The organism is Ferrigenium kumadai, from assembly GCF_018324385.1.
GTDB classification, from domain to species: domain Bacteria; phylum Pseudomonadota; class Gammaproteobacteria; order Burkholderiales; family Gallionellaceae; genus Gallionella; species Gallionella kumadai.
In genome coordinates, this window is the sequence record NZ_AP019536.1 from 1353180 (window position 1) to 1374853 (window position 21674).

Consider the following 21674-nt stretch of genomic DNA (forward strand, 5'->3'; position numbering starts at 1 on the left):
GGCGCATCCCCTCAACATCAATGAATCGCCGCGTTCTGACCGGGCGTGATCGCCGAACGGGCAGATAGTCGATCAAGCAGCTTGCGCATATTGCCCAACGAAGCCAGATGCAGATAGATCATTCCCAGTGCACCGCTGCGGAAAAGCAGCGGGAGCTTGTCATCGGCGATCTGGCCGAATTTTGCTTCGTCGATCAGGAAGAAGTCATTCAGCTGGAAGGTCCCTCCTGCGGGAGTATCGAAGCGAGCCCCTTGCTGCACGAACAGGCCGAGTTCATCGAGCTGTCCCATGAGCAGCTCGGTGCGGGTGAATTCCTGCTGGAAGTTTTGCAGGAACTGCATCATCTCGTTCATGCGCGGCTGCAGTCGGCCCTCCTTATCGATCAGCAATTCGCCGTGCTCTGTATTCAGAGCCGGGCAGTTTTCATCTATGCACACGATCAACTGACCTTGTGCGCCACCTTCGGCCATCACGAAGGGGTAACGGCGCACGAACGCCGGGATATAGCGAGCATCCCACTTGCCCTCTTCATCGACAAAAAGGTTCTCTCCATTGCGGACCCCAAGCAATGCAACAGGACGCATCTTCTGATCTTCCCCCCGTATGAATACGATGGGATATTCACGTGCCGCCTCGGCGAATTCGACACCTGCCATCAACACCGCGTTGGTGTCACGTGCGAAGGTGAAAGTCACTTCGTTGGACGCGAATTTCAGGTTGCGATGCACATCTGAGTTCAGTGCGACCACTTTCCGGTAAAAAGCAAAATTACTCATTGTCAATTCATTCTCCGCCCTGAACTCATTTCACAACACAGCCGGTCTGGTTGACTGTTGGATTAGGACTGTTGTTGCTCGATTCGGAATTTATCTGGGCGTTGTCATTACCCATGAATACCGGAGTGGCTGTAAGTCGCGACAACACTTGTTCATTGGTGAATCCGGTTTCCCCTCGCCCCAAGTCAATTTTATTATCGCCTTGGACAAGGATCACATGCCCATCATGCACCGTCACATACAGCCCAGGCTCTCCCGTGCCGGCTTCGGCGCCGAACTGCTCCTTCATATCCACAGGCACACTTTCCGGAAGCGGGACTTTGTTGTCCAACGCGCCGGCAGGCACCTTAACGATAGGCACCGGCTTGCCCGTATCGATGGCGATTGCAGCAGCCATACCCGCAGCGACGGCCATCGATCCACCGGGCGCAACCAGTACCACCTCGCCTTCCGTGACCTCCACACCGACGCCTTCCAGTGCGCCGGTCACACAAGGGCCATAACACCAAGCGCCATATTTCGTGCCGCGAATGCCGATGGTGGCCGAGGATACTTTCAACTGGTAATTGTCATGGTTGACACGTCCGATCCAACCGGAGACCACACGCACGCCCCCTTTTATCAACCTCAGGACGGCACTCTCCTGCGAGGCAGCCTTGTCGTATTTGAATTTTTCGACATGGAAAACGGTGTTTTCCTGCAGGCTCACGCGCCCTTCGTCACGGAAAGCGACCACCGCATGGGATTGCTTGCCGGTGGTGAGCACGTCGCCTTCATACACCGGCGCACCCAGAGTCAGCTTGCGCGACTTGCCGCTTTCTTCTTTGGCAATCAGCGCCCCTTGGATCAGCATTACGCGACCGATAACTGGTGATTGCACGATTGGAGGTTTGACGATCTGCTTGGCTGATGCACCATTCTCGTCCTGACACCCTTGGGTCGCGCACAGGCGTGAAGTGAAATCCGTGCCGCGAATGCCGATGGTGGCCGAGGCGGCGCGCAGCTTGTAGGCATCGGGGTCCCCTCGCTTGCCGATCAAGCCGGTTATCGTGCGGAACCCGCCTTTCAGCAGACGGAATACCGCATTGTCCGCTTTGGGTTCCTCCTTGCGGAACTGATACGACTCGATCTTCAGATTCGAGTGGGGGCGCAAGGTCATTTTCGCGCCATCGTTCATCAGCACCTGTGCATAGCTGTCCTTTGCGGTGATCAGCATGTCGCCCGCCAACACTTCGGATTTGGGGCCCAGCACTTTGATCGTACCGTCTGTGCGTTGCGCAACCAGCGTTCCGCTCATGTAACCGACCTTGCCGGCGACCTCCTCGGCTTGCCCCTGGCTTGGCGAGGCCAGGCTCAACAAGGTCACCAGAAGCAATAGGCTGTATCTGCTCATAAACTACATCTCAACTTGTCAAAAGGTGGCCGCCAAACCGATATGCGCACGCCAATCGCCAACGCGCTGCAATGGGTCCGTGCCCGCGTTGATGATGCGAGCCGCATCCATCCGCAGCGAATACCGGCTGGCAACACCGGCACGCACCCCCAGCCCCGCACCGGAGATGGAAGACTTTGCGCCATTGGCCGATTTCACCTGCCCCGCATCGAAGAACGCCAGCGCGCGTACGGTGACATCGTTCCTGCCGAAATCCGGTGTATAACCTTCCAGGTTCCACCGCGCGCCCGTCTCGCCGCCTTCGCTGCCTTCGGCGAATCCGCGCACCCCGTCGCTGCCACCCAGTCGCATCTGCTCGCCCAGCACCAGCACATCATTGCTCCACTGCCCGCTCAATGAAGCCCGGAATTGCCAATCCTCCACGACCTGTTGTGCATAGCTCACGCCGTAGTGCACCACGCGGTAATTGGCGTTGGGCAACAACACCCCCGAGGGGTCGTAGTTGGCGAAGTCCGCACGGCGCCCTTTATTCATGCCAGGCAGATTGGCGGAGAACGATGCATTGGCCCCGATATCGCTCTTCGCTAGCTTGCCCTGGAGTGAATAAGCGATACTCACCGGCATGACGACGATCTCGTTGTACAGCACGGTGACAGGCGGGGTGGTTTGCTGGATGCGACTGAAATCGCGCCAGTCCCAGCCAAACGACAAACGAGGATCGAAGCTGCCTACTCTGTCCAGCGGATGGTTATAGCGCGCACTGAACAACAGGCCGCCGCCCTGGAAATTGGATAACCCACCTACCACCGAGTTGACATTCGAATATCCGCCAAAGAACTCAACGCTATCGCCGGACTGGTAAAGAGGAACCTTATAACTCCCACCTATCACGGTAACGCGATTGGGATGTTCGGGAGATATCTGGAATTGCGCACTGGCCACGTGATCTTTGTCGAACAGATCTGCATGCCGGTAAGAAACGCCGAGGCGCGTACGCCCGGTTTCCGGCGAGCCGGTGTTGTCCAGCGTCACGCCCCACGCAGTCGGCTTGTCATCGGTAACGATCACATTGGCATCTACCTCGTCGTCCTTTCCGCCGGACTTCAGAATGACGTTCATCTGCCTCGCCGGGTTCTCGTTGGCGAGTTTCAATTCGCGCGCTATCTGCTTCGAACGCGGGACGCCCCCGCTACGCACCGAAGGGATTGCATTCAGAACGTTGGTTTCGCTGGCGAAGCGATTGTCTTTCACCGTCACTTTGCCGAAGCGGCTCTCTACCACGTGAAATCGTATAGCCCCCTTTTCCAGTTCCTGCTCCGGCAACAATACTTGCACCGCGGTATAGCCATGTTTGGCATAAGCTTCCTCAACGGCTTCCAGCGCGCGCTGCACGTCGGAGAAATCCTTGTCCTTGCCGACGAATGGCACCACTGCAGCATCGATCTCTGCCTGGGAAAGCAATGTCGCCCCCTCTAGCGTGTAACCGCTGATATCAAAGCGCAGCACGGCAGGCTCCGCTTCACTCTCCGCACTGGCGGCAGATTTAACTTCTTCCGCATATGAAGTCACCGGCGTTACCAACAGTCCTCCCCCAAAAAAGGCGGCCAACGTGATGTGGCGTATAAGTCTTTCCATCCTCGAATCCATTAATGTGAGTTGCCCGCGCCACGCCTCATGCGTCGGATGATGGAGTCCTTACCGTGTGTGATGGCGTGTTCATGCGTCACCACCCAGGCATTGCGGAGAGAACCCCAAACGAGTCGATAGATATGGTTCATATTGAACTGCACGAAAACACGCCTTGCCAGGCGGCCACCAGTCCAGTCTGGACGACACGGAATTTATACGTTGCCGATTTGCAAGGAGGCAAGATGCAAATAAAGTCGAACGCCACCGAGCACCGCAATTCGAACTGGATAAAGGACTGTTTTCTAGGACTGTCGAAGACACAGCGAACCTCCCACCAACCATTGGTGGAATTAACTGACGCCGAGATTATGCATATTTTGAAAGAAAAGCCTATATGCCAATAGGCCTATAATTAGCCGACCATTCTTGTCGGTTTACAACAGACTTAAGGCAATTGCTTCAATACCTTGAGATAGACGTCCCGGTAGGCCTCGGCGCTGCGCTGCCAGCTAAAATCCTTACCCATGCAATTCTTGCATAGCGCCTTCCACTTCGGCGCTTCACGGTACAACTCCACCGCACGCCGAATTGCCCCAAACAGGTTATCAGCGCTCATGCCGCTGAACACAAAACCGCTCGCGGTGGCGTCCTTCAGTGTCTGCGCACTGGCATCCACCACCGAATCGACCAAGCCGCCGGTAGCGTGGACGATGGGCGGCGTGCCGTAGCGCTGGCTGTACAACTGGTTAAGGCCGCAGGGCTCGAAGCGAGATGGCATGACGAACATATCCGCCCCTGCCTCGATCATATGCGAGAGCTCTTCGCTAAAGCCGATGTGCACGGCGATCTGTCCCGGATAGCGCAGCAACAATTCACGGGCGGTGTTCTGCAATTGCGCGTCACCCGTGCCGAGCATGGCAAGTTGCACAGGGAACCCGACCAGCCGCGGGACGATTTCTAGCAACAGATCCAGCCCCTTCTGGTGGGTGAACCGGCTGACCACGCCGAGCAACGGAACTTCCGCACCGAGGTTCAGGCCCATCCTTCTTTGCAGGGCTTCCTTGTTCGTGGTCTTGCCGACCATGTGGGCGACACTGTATTGGTGGGCGAGATAGGCGTCTTTTGCCGGATCCCACTCGTGCATGTCGATGCCGTTGAGGATGCCGGTCAGGCTGTCGCGGCGCAAACTTAGCAATCCCTGCATGCCGAAGCCGAGTGGTTCCTGCTGGATCTCCCTCGCATAGTTCGGGCTGACGGTGGTCAGGTGGTCGGCATAGAACAGGCCTGCCTTGAGAAACGACAGATTGCCGTAATACTCGACGCCATCGATGCCGAAACAGGATGGCGGCAAGTGCAGTTCGTGCAGTGTCTCGGGAGGAAAGATGCCCTGAAACGCCAAATTGTGAACGGTCATCACGCTGGGCACGCCATGGGCAAAGCGCAGGTAGGCCGGTGCCAGCCCCGTCTGCCAGTCGTTGCAATGCACCAGGTCGGGATGCCAGTCCAGCGGCGATGCGCTGCTGCCCAATATGGCGGCGACCTTGGAGAGCAGGCCGAAACGCAGGGCGTTGTCCGGCCAGTCTTGCCCGTCGATATCCTGATAAGGGCCGCCTTCTCGCTGATACAACTCCGGGCAATCCAGTACCAGCAGCGGCACGTCGTTCTCGGTTTCGCCGGACAGCAGTCGCGCGGCGGGAAAACCCGGCAAGCCGGTGAATCTAGCGACGACCGTGTGTTGCGGCATCTGCGCCAGCACCGGCGTATAGCCCGGCACCAGCACCCGCACGTCGACGCCGATGGCGCGCAACGCGGCGGGCAAAGCACCGCTAACGTCCGCCAAGCCACCGGTCTTGATCAGCGGCGCAACCTCGGAAGTGGCGAACAGAACTCTCATGTTACAGCCAGCGCATCATACCCAACTCGAACGGATGGGTCTGAAGCTCATGATAGGGATAGGCACGGATGCGGTATTCCAGTTTTCCGCACTGTTCCGGCACGATCTCCAGCGCGAACACGTCCTCGCCCGCATCCGTCGTCGTGCCGGTGGATTCGAAACGGTAGCGGCGCAGTTGCTGCAACCGTTCCCGTTTGGTTTGCAAGCCCAGCAGCATTTCCACGACCACGTCGCCGGGCTTCAGACCGTTGAGCTTGATGCCGACTTCGAAACGCAGGCCTTCGCCGTAGTTGATCTCATTGCGTTCGCTGTCCAGGCGGCGCAATGTGACGCCTGTCCATGCATGGCGGACTCGCGCTTTCCATTCGGCAACGGCGTGCGAATTTTCGTACTGGTTCTGTTTGAACAGCCGATGCTGCTGGCTGGCCGGCAGGTAACACTTGGCGAGATATTCGCCCACCATGCGCTTGGAGTTGAAGCGCGGCATGATGGACGCCATCGAATGCTTGGCCATTTTCACCCATCCCTGCGAGAAACCCATCTTGCTGTGCTCGTAGTACAGCGGCACGACCTGGTCCTGCAGCAATTCGTAGAGGGTGCGCATCTCTTCGCGCGTGCGCGCCTCCTCGCTCAGCGATTCCGACAGCGGCTTGATCGCCCAGCCGTTCTTGCCGTCGTAGCTCTCGCCCCACCAGCCGTCCAGCACAGACAGGTTGATGGTGCCGTTGATCCCCGCCTTCATGCCGGAAGTGCCGCTCGCCTCCAGCGGATACAGCGGATTGTTCAGCCACACGTCCACGCCGGAGACCAGCTTGCGCGACAGCGCGAGGTCGTACCCTTCCACCAGCAGGATCTTGCCGATGAACTCCGGCATCTTGGATATCTGGGTGATGCGGCGTATCAGATCCTGCCCCGGAATGTCCGCCGGATGCGCCTTGCCTGCGAAGATGAACACCGCCGGGCGTTCCGGGTCGTTGAGGATTTCGCGCAGCCAGTCGAGGTCGCCGAACAGCATGGTTGCGCGCTTGTAGGTGGCGAAGCGGCGCGCAAAGCCGATGGTGAGAATATTGGGATTCTCCGGATTGACGTACTTGAGCAGGCGGTCCAGGTGCGCCTCGGAACCATGGTTGCGGAAGTGCTGCGCGCTGATGCGCTCGCGAACCATGTTCAGCATCTTTGCCTTCAACGACTGGCGCACACTCCAGAACAGGTGATCGGGGATGCGCTCGACGTCCTCCCAGAATTCCACGTCGTTCATGCGCACGCTCCACTCCAGGCCGAGGTGGCGCTCGAGCACCTCGATCCACTCCGTCGCCAGGAAAGTCGGCGCATGCACGCCGTTGGTGACGTAAGTCATCGGATTTTCCTTGTGCTCGATCTCCGGCCACATGTCGCCGCAGATGTTCGCTGACACATCGCCGTGGATACGCGACACGCCGTTGTGGAAACGGGTACCGCGAAGGGCCAGCGCCGTCATGTTGAAGTCCGGGCTATCCTTGGTGCGCCCCAGCGCCAGGAATTCGTCGCGGCTCAGCTTGAGTTCCGGGTAGTAGTGCTCGAAATAGGCCTGCACCATGCCTTCGTTGAAATGGTCGTGCCCGGCCGGTACCGGGGTATGCGTGGTGAAGATGGTGTTGACCGCTACGCATTCGAGCGAGGAGTCAAAATCCAGACCTTCGTTGACGATCTTCTGGCGGATCCGTTCCACCACCAGAAATGCCGCATGCCCCTCGTTGATGTGCCACACGGTCGGCTTCAAGCCGAGCTCCTGCAGGGCACGCACGCCGCCGATGCCGAGCACGATCTCCTGCTCGATGCGCATCACCTTGTCGCCGCCATACAGGCGGTGGGTGATATCGCGGTCATGCGGGCTGTTGCTTTCCAGGTCGGTGTCCAGCAGATAAAGCGTGATGTGCCCGACCTTGGCCTGCCATATCTTGAGGTTGAGCTTGCGCCCCGGCAGGTCCACCACGGTATAGGCCTCGGAGCCGTCCGCGCGTTTGGCCGGAATGATGGGTAGATCCTCGAAATGGGAATCGCTGTTGGTGGCGATCTGGTTGCCGTCGCCGTCGATGGTCTGATGGAAATAACCCTGGCGGTACAGCAGGCCGACGCCGATGAACGGCAAACGCAGATCGCTCGCCGCCTTGCAATGGTCGCCAGCCAGAATGCCCAAGCCACCGGAGTAGATCGGGAAGCTCTCATGGAAACCGAATTCGGCACAGAAGTAAGCCACCAGGTCGCCATTGTGCAGCCAGTTCGAACCGCCAGCCGGCTGGCGATAAGCATGGTAGGTGTCGTAATCCGCCAGTACGCGATTGAAATTGGCGATGAACACCTGATCTTCCGCCGCATCCGCTAAACGCTGCTCGTCCACGCGTTTCAAAAACGCCTTCGGACTTTGTCCCGTAGCCTTCCACAGACCGGGGTGCAAGCGCGCAAACAGCGCGCGGGTCGGGCGATCCCAGCTGTACCACAGATTGTTGGCGAGTTCTTCGAGGCGGGCCAAGCGGGCAGGAACCTTGGGCCGGACTTGCAAAACATAGGAAGTGCTTTTTTCCATGATCAAATCACCCAGTCAAAGAAATCGAAATGGTGTTGGCGCCAGAGCGCGGATTATAGCGCAGGCTTTTCAATTGCCGCCGCCCTCAAGGCCGCCCCATACAGCGCTGCGCGGTCGTTCAGGATCACTTGCACCGGCATGGCCTCCAGCAACGGACGCATCCGGCCTTTGTCGAGGAAGGCATCGAGGAACCCGCCCTCCTGCAACAGCGGCAATATCTTCGGCGCGACCCCCCCGCCCAGGTACAGGCCGCCGCGGCTCATCACCTTGAGCGCGAGATTGCCTGCTTCCGCGCCATACAGGCGCACGAACCAGTCCAGCGCTTCACGACAGATGTCGTCGCGACCGGACAGTGCCGCCTGCGAGATGGCCGCAGCCGCATCATCGCTTTCCATCTGTTCGGCCAGCCATTGCGGCACGGTAGCTTGACGATAGAGTGAGAGAAATTCATACAGAGTGACCAAGCCCATACCGGAGACCACGCGTTCCCAGCTGACGTGGCTGTATCGCTGCTGAAGATGGCGCAACAATGCGACATCCATCTCGTTGGACGGGCTGAAGCTGGAGTGCCCGCCTTCTGTGGCGAAGGGCCGATGACCCTCCCCGTCCCAATACAAGCCTGCTTCGCCCAAGCCCGTTCCAGCCGCGATCACGGCGGCATTGCCGCAGGCATCCGGTGCGCCGGATTGCAGAGTCAGCAGGTCTTCCGCACCGAGCGCAGGCAGCCCACAGGCTGTCGCTTCCAGATCGTTGAGCAAAGTGCAGCGTGCAAAGCTGAAGCGTTCCTGCAAGGCATCGGCATCGATGTGCCAGGGCAGATTCGTGGTTCTTGCCTCCCTGCCCTGCACCGGCCCGGCGATGCCGAATGCCGCATGGTCAGTCCTCTCGACCCCATAAAGAAATTCGCCCAGGAGAATGTCGAAACCGGCGTAATCGCGGCTCGAATAAATGGCTTCGCATTCGATGCTCAGATGTGCGCCGCTGATATCGACGACAGCGAGACGCGTCTTGGTAGCGCCGATGTCACCGCTCAATACTCTGACAGATGTCGATTGCATGTTAGGTGTGCTGTCTCCGGTTGCCAAGGTGGCGAGTCGAACTCGCATCTTTCCCGAGTGCATTGGATTCTAACAGCTTGGAACCGGAAACCGGTATGAGGGCATCACCGCACCAGATTGCTATAGGTAATGAATAAATACAGCAAATCTGGTATTAATACGCTTGGATAAGGCTGCTACATTTGCAATCACCTATGCCAGTAGAACAGCCATCCTTTATCACTACTGGCCACGCATAGAGGGAGACAGCATGAATATGACATGTAATGAAACTCCTGCAAGCGGGCGACTCCAGCGAGGTTTCACCTTGATCGAACTGATGGTCACTGTGGCCATCATTGGCATACTGGCTGCCATAGCCTATCCCTCCTATGTGCAATACACCGTCAAGTCGAATCGCGCCGCGGCCGAAAGCTTCATCATGGGCGTGGCCAACAAGCAGGAGCAATATATGCTGAATGCGCGCCAATATGCGACGACCCTGGCATCGCTTGGCGTTGCCGTTCCTGCAGATGTTTCCAGAAACTACACCATTACCGAGCCCATCCCCGTCACGGCCATCCCGCCCGGCTATACCATTACCGCTGTCCCGACTGGCAATCAGGCGGCCAACGACACCAAGTGTGGGAGTATCAGCATCGATCAGGCGGGAACAAAGGGTGTGAGCGGCACCGGCACTGTGGCGGTGTGCTGGTAACCGATCATGAAGCCAGATTCCTTGTTCTTGTACGTTGCAGCGCAAAGGGCAAGATTGCCTGGCTTTACTCTGGTCGAGTTGCTCGTCACCATCGCCGTTGTCGCCATACTCGCATCGATTGCGACTCCTTCATACCGTGCGTTCGTGGCCGGACAGCGGATCAAGACAGCGTCATTCGATATCATGTCCGCACTGACCCTGGCTCGCAGCGAGGCAATCAAGCGTGCCGCCCCGGTAACGGTCGCCCCAGCAGGCGGCGCATGGACAAACGGCTGGTCAGTGACGGCGCCTGACGGCACCATCCTGAATCAACAAAGCGCGCTATCCGGCCTGTCCATCACCTGCAAGTCAGGCTCTCCCAGTTCTACCGTTGCCTGCCCGGCAGGCGGCCTCGCCTATGCAGGCAACGGACGTCTCACTGCTGCCACTGCCGCCGAGGTACCTTCCTTCGAGATCGGCAGCACTTCGAGCACTGCCGTGCGATGTATCAGCATCGACCTCAGCGGACGACCGAACAGCAAAGTGGGAGCCTGCCCATGAACAGCTCCCGCGATGTCCTGTTCAAACAGTCCGGCGCCAGCATGATCGAAGTGCTGGTGACACTCATCATCCTGCTGGTGGGCTTGTTAGGGCTGGCCGGACTGATGATGCAATCCCAACGCTCCGAGATGGAGTCCTACCAACGTGTGCAGGCGCTTGTCCTGCTGCAGGACATGGTCGGGCGCATCAACGCCAACCGCACAAATGTCGCAAGTTACACAATCACGAACATAGGCGACCCGGCCGATGGGCAACCTGCCGCTGCCGATTGCGCAGCCAGTGCCACCATCGCTGCGCGCGACCTGTGCGAATGGAGCAATGCCCTGAAAGGTGCAAGCGAACAACAAGCGGGATTGGGCTCTGCCGGAACCCTGGTGGGGGGGCGGGGCTGCATTACTTACGATGCTGCCACCAGCATCGCTGTGATCAGCGTGGCCTGGCAAGGACTGGGAGACAGCGCCCCCCCTCCTGCCAGCCTGAGTTGCGGGGCGGGGCTGTATGGCAGCGAAGCCATGCGGCGCGTAGTGAGCCTGCCCGTAAGATTTGCCACTCTGACCGCGCCATGATGAACTTCCCCCACAAACTGGATAACTCTTCTGCACCAGCGCCACAGTCTGGTTTTTCGCTGGTGGAACTGATGGTCGCGCTCACCATCGGACTGATCCTGCTGGCCGGGATCACGACTCTGATCGTACGGCAGAGCAGCTCGCGTACTGAACTGGAAAAAACCAGCCGGCAAATCGAGAACGGCCGTTATGCCATGGAGATATTGCGTAACGACATCAAACTCGCAGGATATTACGGTGAATACTCTCCCCCACTCACCACCTCCTACGCGGTGCCTGCCGATCCTTGTGACATCACTGCAGCCAACCAAGGCTGGGATTCCGGCACCCAAGGGGTTCCTGTGCCCGTCTATGGCTATACCGGGGCCGCCACAACTCCAAGCTGTGTAACCAATCGCCTGGCAGGAACATCGATTCTGGTCGTGCGGCGGACGGCTACACCCGCCATCGCTGCAGGTGGTGCCGTTGCGGGAACCACCTATCTCCAGGTATCCCGGTGCAATACGGATACCTCCGCATTCGCATTTGGAACGAGCGGGTTCAATTTGAAACAAAAAGACTGCGCCACCCTGGCCCCGTTGCACAAATACATCGTTCGTCTCTATTACATCAGCAGCTGCAGCGTTTGCACCGGCAGCGCAGACACCGTCCCCACCCTGAAAATGGTGGAATTCATCGATGGCGCCCAAACTACCATTCCGCTGGTAGAAGGCATCGAAGACATGCAATTCGATTACGGCGTCGCAGCATCGTCGACCAGCGGCTCTCCAGCCACCTATACCACGACTCCAACCGTTGACGACTGGGGGAATGTCATGGCGATCCGCGTCAATCTGCTGGTGCGAAACAACGACCCGACCGCCGGTTACACGGACACCAAAACCTACGCCTTGGGCGGAGCGGGGACGGTTACGCCAGGCGGGCCATACATGCGCCATGTCTACAGCCAGGTGGTGCGCCTCGTCAATCCCAGCGGGCGGAGGGAATAGCCATGAACACCAGGAACAAACAGCGCGCACAAACCCTGATCGTGGGGCTGGTCATGCTGGTGGTGTTGACCCTGCTGGTCATGTCTGCCCTTCGCGCAAGCAACGTCAACACGCGCATCGCCGGCAATACGCAGATGCAGGAAGAGACGGCGACCGCTGCAGAAAATGCGACCGAGCAGGTGATCAGCACCAACTTCACCACCAATCCCGTCTCGCAAGTCATCGCAGTGGACATCAACAACGACGGCACTTCCGATTACACGGCCAACGTACCGGAGCCGAGATGTACTGGCTCCCTGGCGGTTACGAATACCCAGCTCAATCCTGCCAATCCCGCCGACGTTCCCTGTATCAGCAGCGCCACGGCCAAACAGACGGGGCTGATGGTCTCGGGAGTGGCATCGGCTGGCACAGGGCCGTCCTGGTGTTATCTGCAGCAATGGGAAGTTCAGGCGCAAGTAACCGACAACCGCACCGGAGCGAATGCCACCAGCACCCAGGGGGTATCCATGCGCGTTCCGGTTGGAACGGAATGCCCTTGATTAAAGCGGAGAGTTCATCATGAATCAGATACGGCTCATTCTAAGCGGCATGTTGGCTGCCTTGCTCGGATATTCAATTCCGTGCGACGCAGAAGACATCGATATCTACAGCGGCCTGGGCATCCTTGGCAACGTGCCCAACGTGCTGCTTGTGCTGGACAACGCCGCCAATTTTTCTTCAAGTTCGGCCGGCTCCACTTGCATCATCGATGGCGTAGCCACGGCCATGAGCGGCTCGGTGGGCGGCATTGAGCAGTGCGCCTTGTACAACGTGGTCAACGGGCTCCCTGTCAATCCGGACGGCAGCGCCCGGGTCAACATCGGCGTAATGGTGTACAACAGCAACAATATCCGCGACGTGAACAATGCAAACTGCGGTGCCGTCAGTTCCACGGGAGGCTGTCTGGCCCAACCGCTGATCGCCATGGATGCCGCCCACAAACCGGGACTGCTGGCCTGGATCAAATCGTGGACTACCACGGGTGGAACGGGAAACGGCGCTATCAAGGCGTCGGGAGAAGCCACAGCCGCAACCATGCAGGAGGCCTGGGCCTACTACCATGGCAGCACCGGACTTTCCGGGCGTTCATATGCGGACATCAAACCTCCTGCCGGTTGCCAGAAGAATTTCGTGATCTTCATCGGGAATTCATTCAGCTCTTCCGGCACCCCCGGCGACGCTCCCGACTCCGCTAGCAACGCTCTCAACAATGCCCCGGGAGTAACCGCAGCCCAGAAGACGCTGATCACCAATAGAGTAAGCACATCGTGCGGTGCCTTCACCTTCCCGACTTCAGCCCACGAGACCAAAGGCTTCTACGCCGACGAGTGGGCGCGCTATATGAATCAGGCCGACCTCTACAGTACTCCGACCGGCGTCCAAAACATCACGACATACACCGTCGGGATTCTCGGCGCGAGCTGCCAGTCCGAATATGCTGCGCTCCTGACCAACATGGCGCGATATGGCGCTGGCAAATATTTCGCCACGAACGACTACAGCAGCCTGGTGGTCGCCATCCTGAAGATCCTCAACGAGGTGCAGGCGGTCAACAGCGTTTTCTCCTCCTCCAGCCTGCCCGTCAGCTCGAATGCCCAAGGGACTTTCCTGAACCAGATCTACATGGGCATGTTCCGCCCCGATGCCGGTGCGCTGCCGAGATGGGCGGGAAACCTGAAGCAATATTCGTTCATTCTGGATCCCGCTACCGGCAGCCTGCAGTTAGGCGACAGTATAGGCAATCCGGCACTCGATTCTTCCGGCACCGGATTCCTCTCGCCCAACGCAGTCAGCTTCTGGACTTGTTCAAGAACCGACAACCCCTACTACACCGGAACATTGACCGCCACGCAGCAGGCCTTGTTGGCCGCCAACGGGCAGACCTGCGCAACCGATCCCGTCAGCACCGTTGACCCGGCCACCGGGGGCTTCTGGATCAACTACCCGAGCATGCTCAACTCTGCAGGCAAAGGGTTCGACCTGCCGGACGGGGAATTGGTGGAAAAAGGTGGCGCGGGACAACGCATCCGCCTGACCAACCTCTCCGACGATTACTCGGACCCGGCTGGGGCGACGACCAACCCGCGCAAGCTGTATACCTACTGCCCCAGCGGGACAAGTTGCAATGCGGATCTGACGAATGCCGCCAATGCCTTCGACACCGCCAATACCAATATCACTGCGGTGATGTTTGGCGGTTCAAGCAGCGTGAACATCACGAACCTTACCCGCTCCGGCACCACGACGACCGTCACTACCGCAGGCAACCACGGCTTCACGACCGGAGATTCCATTACCATCGCCAATGCTACGCCGGATAACTACAACGGCACTTTCACCATTGCAGTGACAGATGCCACCCATTTCACCTATCCCATAGCCGAGTATCCGCCAACACCGGCGACCGGCACCTATACGGCCAGCAAACCAGGCACTCCCAGGAGCATCCTCCTGCTCACGCGCAGCGGAACCACCATGACGGCCATATCGCTGGCCCATGGTTTCACCGTTGGCAATACCGTAACGCTCAGTGGCGCCAATCAGCCCGAATACAACGGCACTTTTACGATTACCAACGCGACCACCGATACCTTCACCTTCACCATCAGTGCCACGGAAAACCGGTATCCCCGCTGGCAGCACCTCCACCAGCACTCAGAAAGCGACCGGCGCCTGCCCGTCGCCCTGCATGTCCACCGTAACCATCAATGCACCGAGCGCGTCTCCCCCGGGGGTGGTGCGAACTGCGGGCCAAACGACGGTAACGGTAACGACCAGCTCCAATCACGGTTACAGTACGGGCAGAGCCGTCACGCTGACCGGTGTCGTGGATAGCACTGGAACTACGGTTCCCGAATACAACGGTACCTTCACCATCACGAGCATCCCCAGCGTGAAGAGCTTCACCTTCACCACCACCATCTCGCCGGCCACCCCGGCCACCGGCATCATCACGGCCAGTATCCCATCAGTCACCAAGAACGTTACCAGCCTGACCCGGACAGGCGCTACCGCAACGGCCACGGTAACGGCGCATGGTTTTTCCGGCAACGACACGATCGTCATCAGCGGCACGCCGGGAACGAATGAGAGCGCTTATGTCGGCAGCTTCACCATCTCGAATGTGACGGCCAACACCTTCGATTACCCCATAACCGTTACACCAGCGACGCCAGCTGCCGGCGTTGGCGGTGCAACCATGACTGCCACTCGGGGAGGAGCCACGCCCAATCGAACCTCTCTGATCCACTGGATCCGCGGTGAAGACAACTATGGCGATGAGACCGGCCCCGGAGGCGCAGTCAACATCCGTCCCTCGGTGCACGGCGACGTGTTGCACTCCCGCCCCACTGTACTCAATTACGGCGGTTCGACAGGTGTAGTGGTGTTCTATGGCGATAACGGCGGCGTCTTCCATGCCATCAACGGCAATCAAACCAACCCGACTGGCAGCACCCTGCCTGCTCCGGGTAGCGAGTTGTGGGGCTTCATCCCGAGCGAGATGCTCCCCAAATTCAACCGACTGCGCACCAATAGCCCGCAGTTAAACCTGCCTTCGACACCGCCTGGAATCCTGCCTCCCCCGGCCAAAAAGGATTATTTCGTTGACGGGATCTCTGGGGTCTATCAGCTGGTGAATGGCAGTGGCACGACGCTTAGGGCTGTACTCTACCTGTCGATGCGCCGCGGCGGCAGACTCATCTATGCCCTGGACGTCACCAACCCGACCGCCCCCACCCTGTTGTGGAAAAAAGACAACACCTCAACCGACATGAGCGAACTCGGCCAGACCTGGTCTCAGCCCAAAGTGGCAAAGGTTGCCGGCTACGCCAATCCGGTGGTGATCTTCGGTGCAGGCTACGACCCCAATGAAGACGTCGACCCGCCGACCGTAGCGGATACCATGGGTCGAGGGATTTTCATTCTGGATGCTCTTACCGGCGCAGTGGTATGGAAAGCTATCCCGCAAACAATCGGCAGCACAACTTGCTCAGGAACCGCAATGCAAGCATCCTGCCTGGTTGAAGGCATGAATTACAGCATTCCCTCGGATATCACGTTGATGGATAAGAACGCCGATGGATTCATTGATCGGTTGTATACAGGCGACACCGGCGGAAATATCTGGCGCGTCGATCTTGAGCCAGCAGGACTCTCAACCCCGGACAACTGGCGCGTGCACAAACTTGCCGCCCTGGGGTGCGGCTCGGGGCCTTGCTCCATTCCCACCTCTCCCGCACCCCGCAAGTTTTTCTTTCCGCCCGAAGTGATCAGCACCACCACCTATGATGCCGTCATAGCTGGCACCGGGGATCGCGAACACCCGCTCTATGTCGATGTCGACAGCCAGAAGTCCAACCGGGTGTTTTTCCTGAAGGATATGTTTACCGGGAACAATGCCACGGGCATGACCCCGATTACCTCGGATACCCTGTTCGATGCCACGAGTGCGACTTACAATGGCAGCGCCAACGGCTACAAGATCACCCTCGCCAATGGCGAGAAAGTCGTCAATGCCCCGCTGGTGACCGCAGGCTATGTTTTCTTCGGTACCAACCAGCCCACTGAACCATCCACGACTTCGTGCACTTCATCCTTGGGTATCGCAAAAGGATACCGCCTCCAACCATTGACCGCCCAATACAGTCACGTTGTATTCGCCGGTGGCGGATTGCCCCCCTCGCCCGTATCCGGCGTGGTCGAGATCAGAAAACCCGATGGAACAACCATACGTGTCCCATTCCTGATCGGCGGCGGCAATCCGGAATGCGTCGGCTCGGACTGCCTGTCTGCCCTGGGTGGACAGAAGCCTCCGATCAGCGTTTCAACCCACCGGATCAGAACTTACTGGTATTTGAATAATAAATGAGGCAACGACACACCGATTTCCAGGAGAATCAATGTTTGATTTTCTTGGAAAGGGAAGCGAGTCGATCAGACTTACTGCAGGGGAATTGCGGAACAGGTTAATGGACGCTATCACGGATGGTGCCCGGGACCGGAATCGAACCGGTACGAGGGGTTAAGCCTCGACGGATTTTAAGTCCGTTGTGTCTACCAATTTCACCACCCGGGCGGGTATCTGGAGGCGCGATCCAGAGTCGAACTGGACTAACCGGATTTGCAATCCGGGGCATAACCGCTTTGCTATCGCGCCGTGCTGCACACTGGCTTAAATGATTAAGGGAAAGCTTTGCTGCTTTCCCTTGGGATTTGGAGCGGGAAAAGAGTCTCGAACTCTCGACCTCAACCTTGGCAAGGTTGCGCTCTACCAACTGAGCTATTCCCGCAAAACGAGTTGCGCATTATAGGGATTCTCAAATCGATGTCAACATCCCCGCGCAAAAATTTCATCATTTTTTTCTAGCTCGAACAATCTGAAAAAATTCTCGGTGGTACGCTGCCCGACTTCGGCAAGCGTGATGCCGCGCAACGCCGCGATCTCTTCGGCGACATGCTTCACGTAAGCCGGCTGGTTGAGCTTGCCGCGATGCGGCACCGGTGCCAGATAAGGGGAGTCGGTCTCGATCAGGATGCGCTCCAGCGGCATGCGCTGCGCGACCTCTTTGATCTGTTTTGCGTTCTTGAACGTGACGATGCCGGAGAATGAAATATGGAAGCCCATCGCCAATGCGGCCTCCGCCACTTCCCACGTTTCGGTGAAGCAATGCATCACGCCGCCCGCTTCCGCGGCATTCTCTTCCTGCATGATGCGCAGGGTATCCGCTGCCGCTTCGCGGGTATGGATGATGAGCGGCCTGCCGCTCTCTCGTGCGGCGCGGATATGGTTGCGGAAACGCGTGCGCTGCCATTCCAGATCGCCCTTGAGGCGGAAGTAATCCAGACCGGTCTCACCGATGGCGACGACCTTGGGATGCGCGGCCAACTCGACCAGACGCGCGACGCTGGGCTCCTCTACCCCTTCGTAATCGGGATGCACGCCGACCGAGGCGTAGACATTCGGATGCTGTTCTGCGAGCGCCAGCACCTGCGGAAAATCGGCAAGGTTGACCGAGACGCACAGCGCGGCGGCTACCTCGTTGTCCTGCATGCGTTGCAGCACATCGGGAAGGTTTGCAGCCAGGTCGGGGAAATTGATGTGACAGTGGGAATCGACGAAAGGCATGGTTATTCGAGCATGAGCTGACGGTAAGAGAGCAGCAGGGATTCGAGGAACAGTTTGGGATTGAGCGTGTGCTGCGCCTCGCGCTTCGCGGTCTGCAGGTATTTTTGCAGCCGTGCGAGGTTCAGCGGCTCGACGGCTTCGACCAGCTTCCGGATAGCAGCTTCTTCGCCGGGATGGTAGCGCAGCCTGCCCGCCAGCTTCATCGAGCTCAGGTCGTAGCTCCATTGCTGCAACCACTGCACCACCAGCACCTGCTCGGTCTTCTGCAGCGCCTCGGCCAGTGCGAACACGTCCAGCGCGGCGGGCTGGCGCACGGCGCGCAGCAGCTTGTCGCGCTCCTCGCCGCCCAGCTGCTCGTCGAGCGCCACAGCCTGCAGCGGCGAGAAACCGGACGCGGCAAGCGCATCCGCGGGGCGTTCCACCCCCTGCTCCGCCAGCCAGCGCTCCGCACTCGCCGCATCGGGCGCAGCCAGCGCAAAAGACAGACAGCGGCTCAGGATGGTCGGCAGCAACTGCTGCGGCTTGTGCGACACGAGTATGAACAGCAGCCCCTGCGGCGGCTCCTCGAGGTTCTTCAACAGCGCGTTCGCGGCATTGGTGTTCATCGCCTCGGCAGGATGGATGACGACCGCGCGTCTGCCGCCCTGGTGCGCGGTCATACCGAGGAAATCGCTCAGGCCGCGTACCTGGTCGACGGAGATCTGCTTGCTGGGTTTCTTACCGGAGTCGCTTTCCTCGCCGTCGAGGCTCAGCGCCTCGGGCTGCAGCAGGCGGAAGTCCGGATGCGATCCCTGCCCGAACCAGTGGCAGGAAGGGCACGCTCCGCAGGCAAAACCGGACTCATCCGGGTGTTCGCACAGCAGGCTCTGGGCAAAGCGCATCGCCAAGTCGAGCTTGCCTATGCCCTTGGGTCCCTTGAACAGCAGACCTTGCGGCGGGCGCTTGCGCAATTCCCGCAAGCGAGCCCAGTCGCCTTTTTGCCATGGATATATTCCTTCCATATCAAATAGATGAAACGATCTTCTCGAGTTGATGTTTAACCGCATCCATGGGCTGCGCCGCGTCGATCACGGCATAGCGCTGCGGGTTCTGACGGATCCGCTGGTGGTAACCAGCACGCACTCGCTCGAAAAACTCTGATTGCTCCTGCTCGAAACGATCGAGCGAAGCATTGTTGGACAGGCGCTGCCGTGCCACCTCGACCGGCACGTCGAAGAACAGCGTCAGGTCGGGTTGCAGGTCGCCGTGTACCCATTGCTCAAGCTGGGTCAGCTTGTCCCAGTCCATGCCCCGGCCGCCGCCCTGGTAGGCGAAGCTGGCATCGCTGAAACGGTCCGAGATCACCCATTTGCCGGCGCGCAACGCGGGCTTGATGACTTCCTCGACATGCTCCATGCGCGCTGCGAACATCAGCAGCGCCTCGGTGCCTATGTTCATCGGCTGGTTCAGCAGCATCTCGCGCAGTTGCTCGCCCAACGGCGTGCCGCCCGGCTCGCGCGTCATGACCACATCGATACCGCGCTGACTCAAAGCGCCGGCGAACCACGCCAGGTGGGTGCTTTTGCCAGCACCGTCCATGCCTTCGAATGTAATGAATTTGCTCATTTCTGGTATTGGTTAACCGCTTGGTTGTGCTCGGCCAGGCTGCTGGAGAAATATGAACTGCCGTCGCCGCGTGCCACGAAGTATAACGCGTCGGTCTGCGCCGGGTGCAGTGCAGCCTGCATGGCAGCCACGCCCGGCAGCGCGATCGGCGTCGGCGTCAGCCCCGGACGGGTGTAAGTATTGTAGGGATTATCCGTAAGTAAGTCGCGCTTGCGCAGGTTGCCGTCGAACTGCTCCCCCAAGCCGTAGATCACGGTAGGGTCGGTCTGCAGCAGCATCCCCTTGCGCAAGCGGTTCACGAACACGCCGGCGATCATCGGGCGGTCGCTAGGCGTGCCGGTCTCCTTTTCCACGATGGAGGCCAGGATCAGCGCCTGGTATGGAGTCTCAAGCGGTAAGCCGGGTTCGCGCGCCTCCCACGCCGTCTGCAGGCGCTGCTGCATCGCCTGGTAAGCGCGCCGGAAGATGGTCAGGTCGCTGCTGCCCGCGGCGAAATTGTAGGTATCGGGAAAGAACAGGCCTTCCGGGTGGCTTTCCGGTGCGCCGATGCGCTGCAGGATCTCTGCATCGGTCAGGTTCAATGTGTCATGCGTGATGTCGGGATTGGCGTTCAGCGCGGCGCGCATCTGGCGGAAGGTCCAGCCCTCGATGACACTGACCTGGCGCAGGCTGACCTCGCCCTGGGTAATAATACGCGCCAGCTCCAGCGGCGACACCGGTTGGCTCAGCTCATAGCTGCCCGCCTTGATCTCAGCCGATTGGCCCAGCAAACGCACCAGTATCACGAATGCCCAGTCCTGTTGCAGCAAGCCGGCTTCCTGCAAGTTGCGCGCTATACCCTTCAGGCTGCTACCCTGCTTCAGATCGAATGCGAATGGTGTCTCAGGCAGCGGCATCGGCCGCCAGGCGTAATAGCCCAACGCGCCGCCAGCCAGCACGGACAACAACACCAGAGTGGTAAACAAACGCCGAATCATGCTTCCCCGCTTTCCAGATATTGTGCAATCCTCGCCGCGAGCGGGAAGGCATCCCAGCAACGCTGTTGAAGTTCACGTACCGGCCACAGACCGATGATGCTGTTCACCAGGAACAATTCGTCGGCTTGCAGCACCTCGTCCAGCGAGACATCGCGCACTTGCAGCGATACGTTATGCTGAACAGCCCAAGCCATCACGCGCTCCCGCTGCCCCCCCGCCACGCCGCAGCGCGACAGGTCAGGCGTGACCAATCCGCCATGCACCACCAGAAACAGGTTGCTGCGCGTGCCCTCGATGACATGGCCATCGGCATCCAGCAGCAAACCCTCCGCGATCTCCGCATCATCCCATTCCGCCGCGGCCAGCACATTCTCCAGGCGATTGAGGTGCTTGATGCCCGCGAGGCGCGGTTGGGCGGACAATCGCAGGTCGCAGACCCTGGCCTTGATGCCTCGCGTTACGTTATCGGAAGGATATTGCGGCAGCGGCGAGACGTCCCAGATGCGCGTCGGCTCGCCGCCTGCAGGAGGGACATAGCCGCGCATGCCTAAGCCGCGTGTGACGATCAGTTTCACCACGCCGTCCGGATGGCGGACAAGCAACTCGCCCAGTTCGGCGGAAAGCAGGTCGAAGCTGGGACAGGCGATGCCCAGCGCATGACAGTCATGTTGAAGTTTCTGGTAGTGCAGAGGCCAGTGCTGTACCTTGCCTTGGGATGCGCGCAGGGTGCGGAACACCCCGTCGCCATAGAGCAATCCGCGATCGCGGATGCTGATCGTGTTACCGGGTATACCGTTGACCAGCATCGCGAGGGATAA

General features: G+C 59.2%; 19 protein-coding genes and 3 tRNA genes. 7 read left to right on the forward strand and 15 right to left on the reverse strand.

The annotated features are described in order from the left end of the window. Window positions 1–17 precede the first annotated feature (17 nt). The 7 genes from FGKAn22_RS06480 to glk form a co-directional block, all read right to left on the reverse strand. On the reverse strand, window positions 18–776 hold the full coding sequence (locus FGKAn22_RS06480; protein WP_212784816.1) for a SapC family protein: 759 nt from the start codon (window positions 774–776) through the stop codon (window positions 18–20). Between the two features lie 25 nt (window positions 777–801). Further along, a complete protein-coding gene (locus tag FGKAn22_RS06485) occupies window positions 802–2169 on the reverse strand; it encodes a FecR family protein (RefSeq protein ID WP_212784817.1) in 1368 nt (455 codons plus the stop codon). A gap of 18 nt (window positions 2170–2187) precedes the next feature. Next, complete coding sequence (locus FGKAn22_RS06490; RefSeq protein WP_212784818.1) at window positions 2188–3804, reverse strand: ShlB/FhaC/HecB family hemolysin secretion/activation protein; 1617 nt, start codon at window positions 3802–3804, stop codon at window positions 2188–2190. 11 nt (window positions 3805–3815) lie between these two features. Further along, window positions 3816–3947: an ESPR domain-containing protein gene (locus tag FGKAn22_RS12620; RefSeq protein ID WP_212784819.1), complete on the reverse strand. Its 132-nt coding sequence runs from the start codon at window positions 3945–3947 to the stop codon at window positions 3816–3818. Between the two features lie 296 nt (window positions 3948–4243). After that, window positions 4244–5692, reverse strand: a complete 1449-nt coding sequence (glgA, locus tag FGKAn22_RS06500) for a glycogen synthase GlgA (protein ID WP_212784820.1) — start codon at window positions 5690–5692, stop codon at window positions 4244–4246. 1 nt (window position 5693) lies between these two features. Continuing rightward, a complete protein-coding gene (gene glgP, locus FGKAn22_RS06505; RefSeq protein WP_212784821.1) occupies window positions 5694–8255 on the reverse strand; it encodes an alpha-glucan family phosphorylase in 2562 nt (853 codons plus the stop codon). A 53-nt stretch (window positions 8256–8308) separates the two neighbouring features. Next, window positions 8309–9313: a glucokinase gene (glk, locus tag FGKAn22_RS06510; RefSeq protein ID WP_212784822.1), complete on the reverse strand. Its 1005-nt coding sequence runs from the start codon at window positions 9311–9313 to the stop codon at window positions 8309–8311. 250 nt (window positions 9314–9563) lie between these two features. Between glk and FGKAn22_RS12585 the strand changes: the two genes are divergently transcribed. From FGKAn22_RS12585 to FGKAn22_RS06545, 7 genes are read left to right on the forward strand one after another with little or no spacing between them, the layout of a single operon-like run. Then, window positions 9564–10010, forward strand: a complete 447-nt coding sequence (locus tag FGKAn22_RS12585; RefSeq protein WP_212784823.1) for a type IV pilin protein — start codon at window positions 9564–9566, stop codon at window positions 10008–10010. 6 nt (window positions 10011–10016) lie between these two features. Next, window positions 10017–10550 carry a GspH/FimT family pseudopilin gene (locus FGKAn22_RS06520; RefSeq protein ID WP_212784824.1) on the forward strand — a complete coding sequence of 178 codons (534 nt, stop codon included), beginning with the start codon at window positions 10017–10019 and terminating at the stop codon, window positions 10548–10550. Beyond that, window positions 10547–11116 (forward strand): type IV pilus modification protein PilV, encoded by a 570-nt coding sequence (gene pilV, locus FGKAn22_RS06525; protein ID WP_212784825.1) that lies wholly within the window; start codon window positions 10547–10549, stop codon window positions 11114–11116. The genes FGKAn22_RS06520 and pilV overlap by 4 nt, the downstream gene beginning before the upstream one ends. Further along, on the forward strand, window positions 11113–12105 hold the full coding sequence (locus tag FGKAn22_RS06530; protein ID WP_212784826.1) for a PilW family protein: 993 nt from the start codon (window positions 11113–11115) through the stop codon (window positions 12103–12105). Before pilV ends, FGKAn22_RS06530 begins: the two co-directional genes overlap by 4 nt. Before the next feature lie 2 nt (window positions 12106–12107). Then, window positions 12108–12647: a hypothetical protein gene (locus tag FGKAn22_RS06535; protein WP_212784827.1), complete on the forward strand. Its 540-nt coding sequence runs from the start codon at window positions 12108–12110 to the stop codon at window positions 12645–12647. Between the two features lie 19 nt (window positions 12648–12666). Next, window positions 12667–14982, forward strand: coding sequence for a pilus assembly protein (locus FGKAn22_RS06540; RefSeq protein ID WP_212784828.1), 2316 nt, complete (start codon window positions 12667–12669; stop codon window positions 14980–14982). Window positions 14983–15040: 58 nt separating this feature from the next. Beyond that, a complete protein-coding gene (locus tag FGKAn22_RS06545) occupies window positions 15041–17017 on the forward strand; it encodes a pilus assembly protein (protein WP_212784829.1) in 1977 nt (658 codons plus the stop codon). A gap of 117 nt (window positions 17018–17134) precedes the next feature. Here FGKAn22_RS06545 and FGKAn22_RS06550 read toward each other — a convergent pair. The 8 genes from FGKAn22_RS06550 to pabC all read right to left on the reverse strand — a co-directional run bounded on the left by FGKAn22_RS06550 (window position 17135) and on the right by pabC (window position 21662). Next, window positions 17135–17224: transfer RNA gene (locus tag FGKAn22_RS06550), tRNA-Leu, on the reverse strand. A 7-nt stretch (window positions 17225–17231) separates the two neighbouring features. After that, window positions 17232–17305 (reverse strand) — tRNA-Cys (locus FGKAn22_RS06555). A gap of 57 nt (window positions 17306–17362) precedes the next feature. Then, a tRNA-Gly gene (locus FGKAn22_RS06560) sits at window positions 17363–17438 on the reverse strand. A gap of 38 nt (window positions 17439–17476) precedes the next feature. Beyond that, entirely contained in the window at window positions 17477–18274 is a 798-nt protein-coding gene (locus tag FGKAn22_RS06565) for a TatD family hydrolase (RefSeq protein WP_212784830.1), read from the reverse strand. A 2-nt stretch (window positions 18275–18276) separates the two neighbouring features. Beyond that, a complete protein-coding gene (gene holB / locus FGKAn22_RS06570) occupies window positions 18277–19233 on the reverse strand; it encodes a DNA polymerase III subunit delta' (RefSeq protein ID WP_246487350.1) in 957 nt (318 codons plus the stop codon). 43 nt (window positions 19234–19276) lie between these two features. Next, on the reverse strand, window positions 19277–19879 hold the full coding sequence (gene tmk, locus FGKAn22_RS06575; RefSeq protein WP_212784832.1) for a dTMP kinase: 603 nt from the start codon (window positions 19877–19879) through the stop codon (window positions 19277–19279). Next, a complete protein-coding gene (gene mltG, locus FGKAn22_RS06580) occupies window positions 19876–20856 on the reverse strand; it encodes an endolytic transglycosylase MltG (protein WP_212784833.1) in 981 nt (326 codons plus the stop codon). Before mltG ends, tmk begins: the two co-directional genes overlap by 4 nt. Continuing rightward, entirely contained in the window at window positions 20853–21662 is an 810-nt protein-coding gene (gene pabC / locus FGKAn22_RS06585) for an aminodeoxychorismate lyase (protein ID WP_212784834.1), read from the reverse strand. Before pabC ends, mltG begins: the two co-directional genes overlap by 4 nt. Between the last annotated feature and the right edge of the window lie 12 nt (window positions 21663–21674).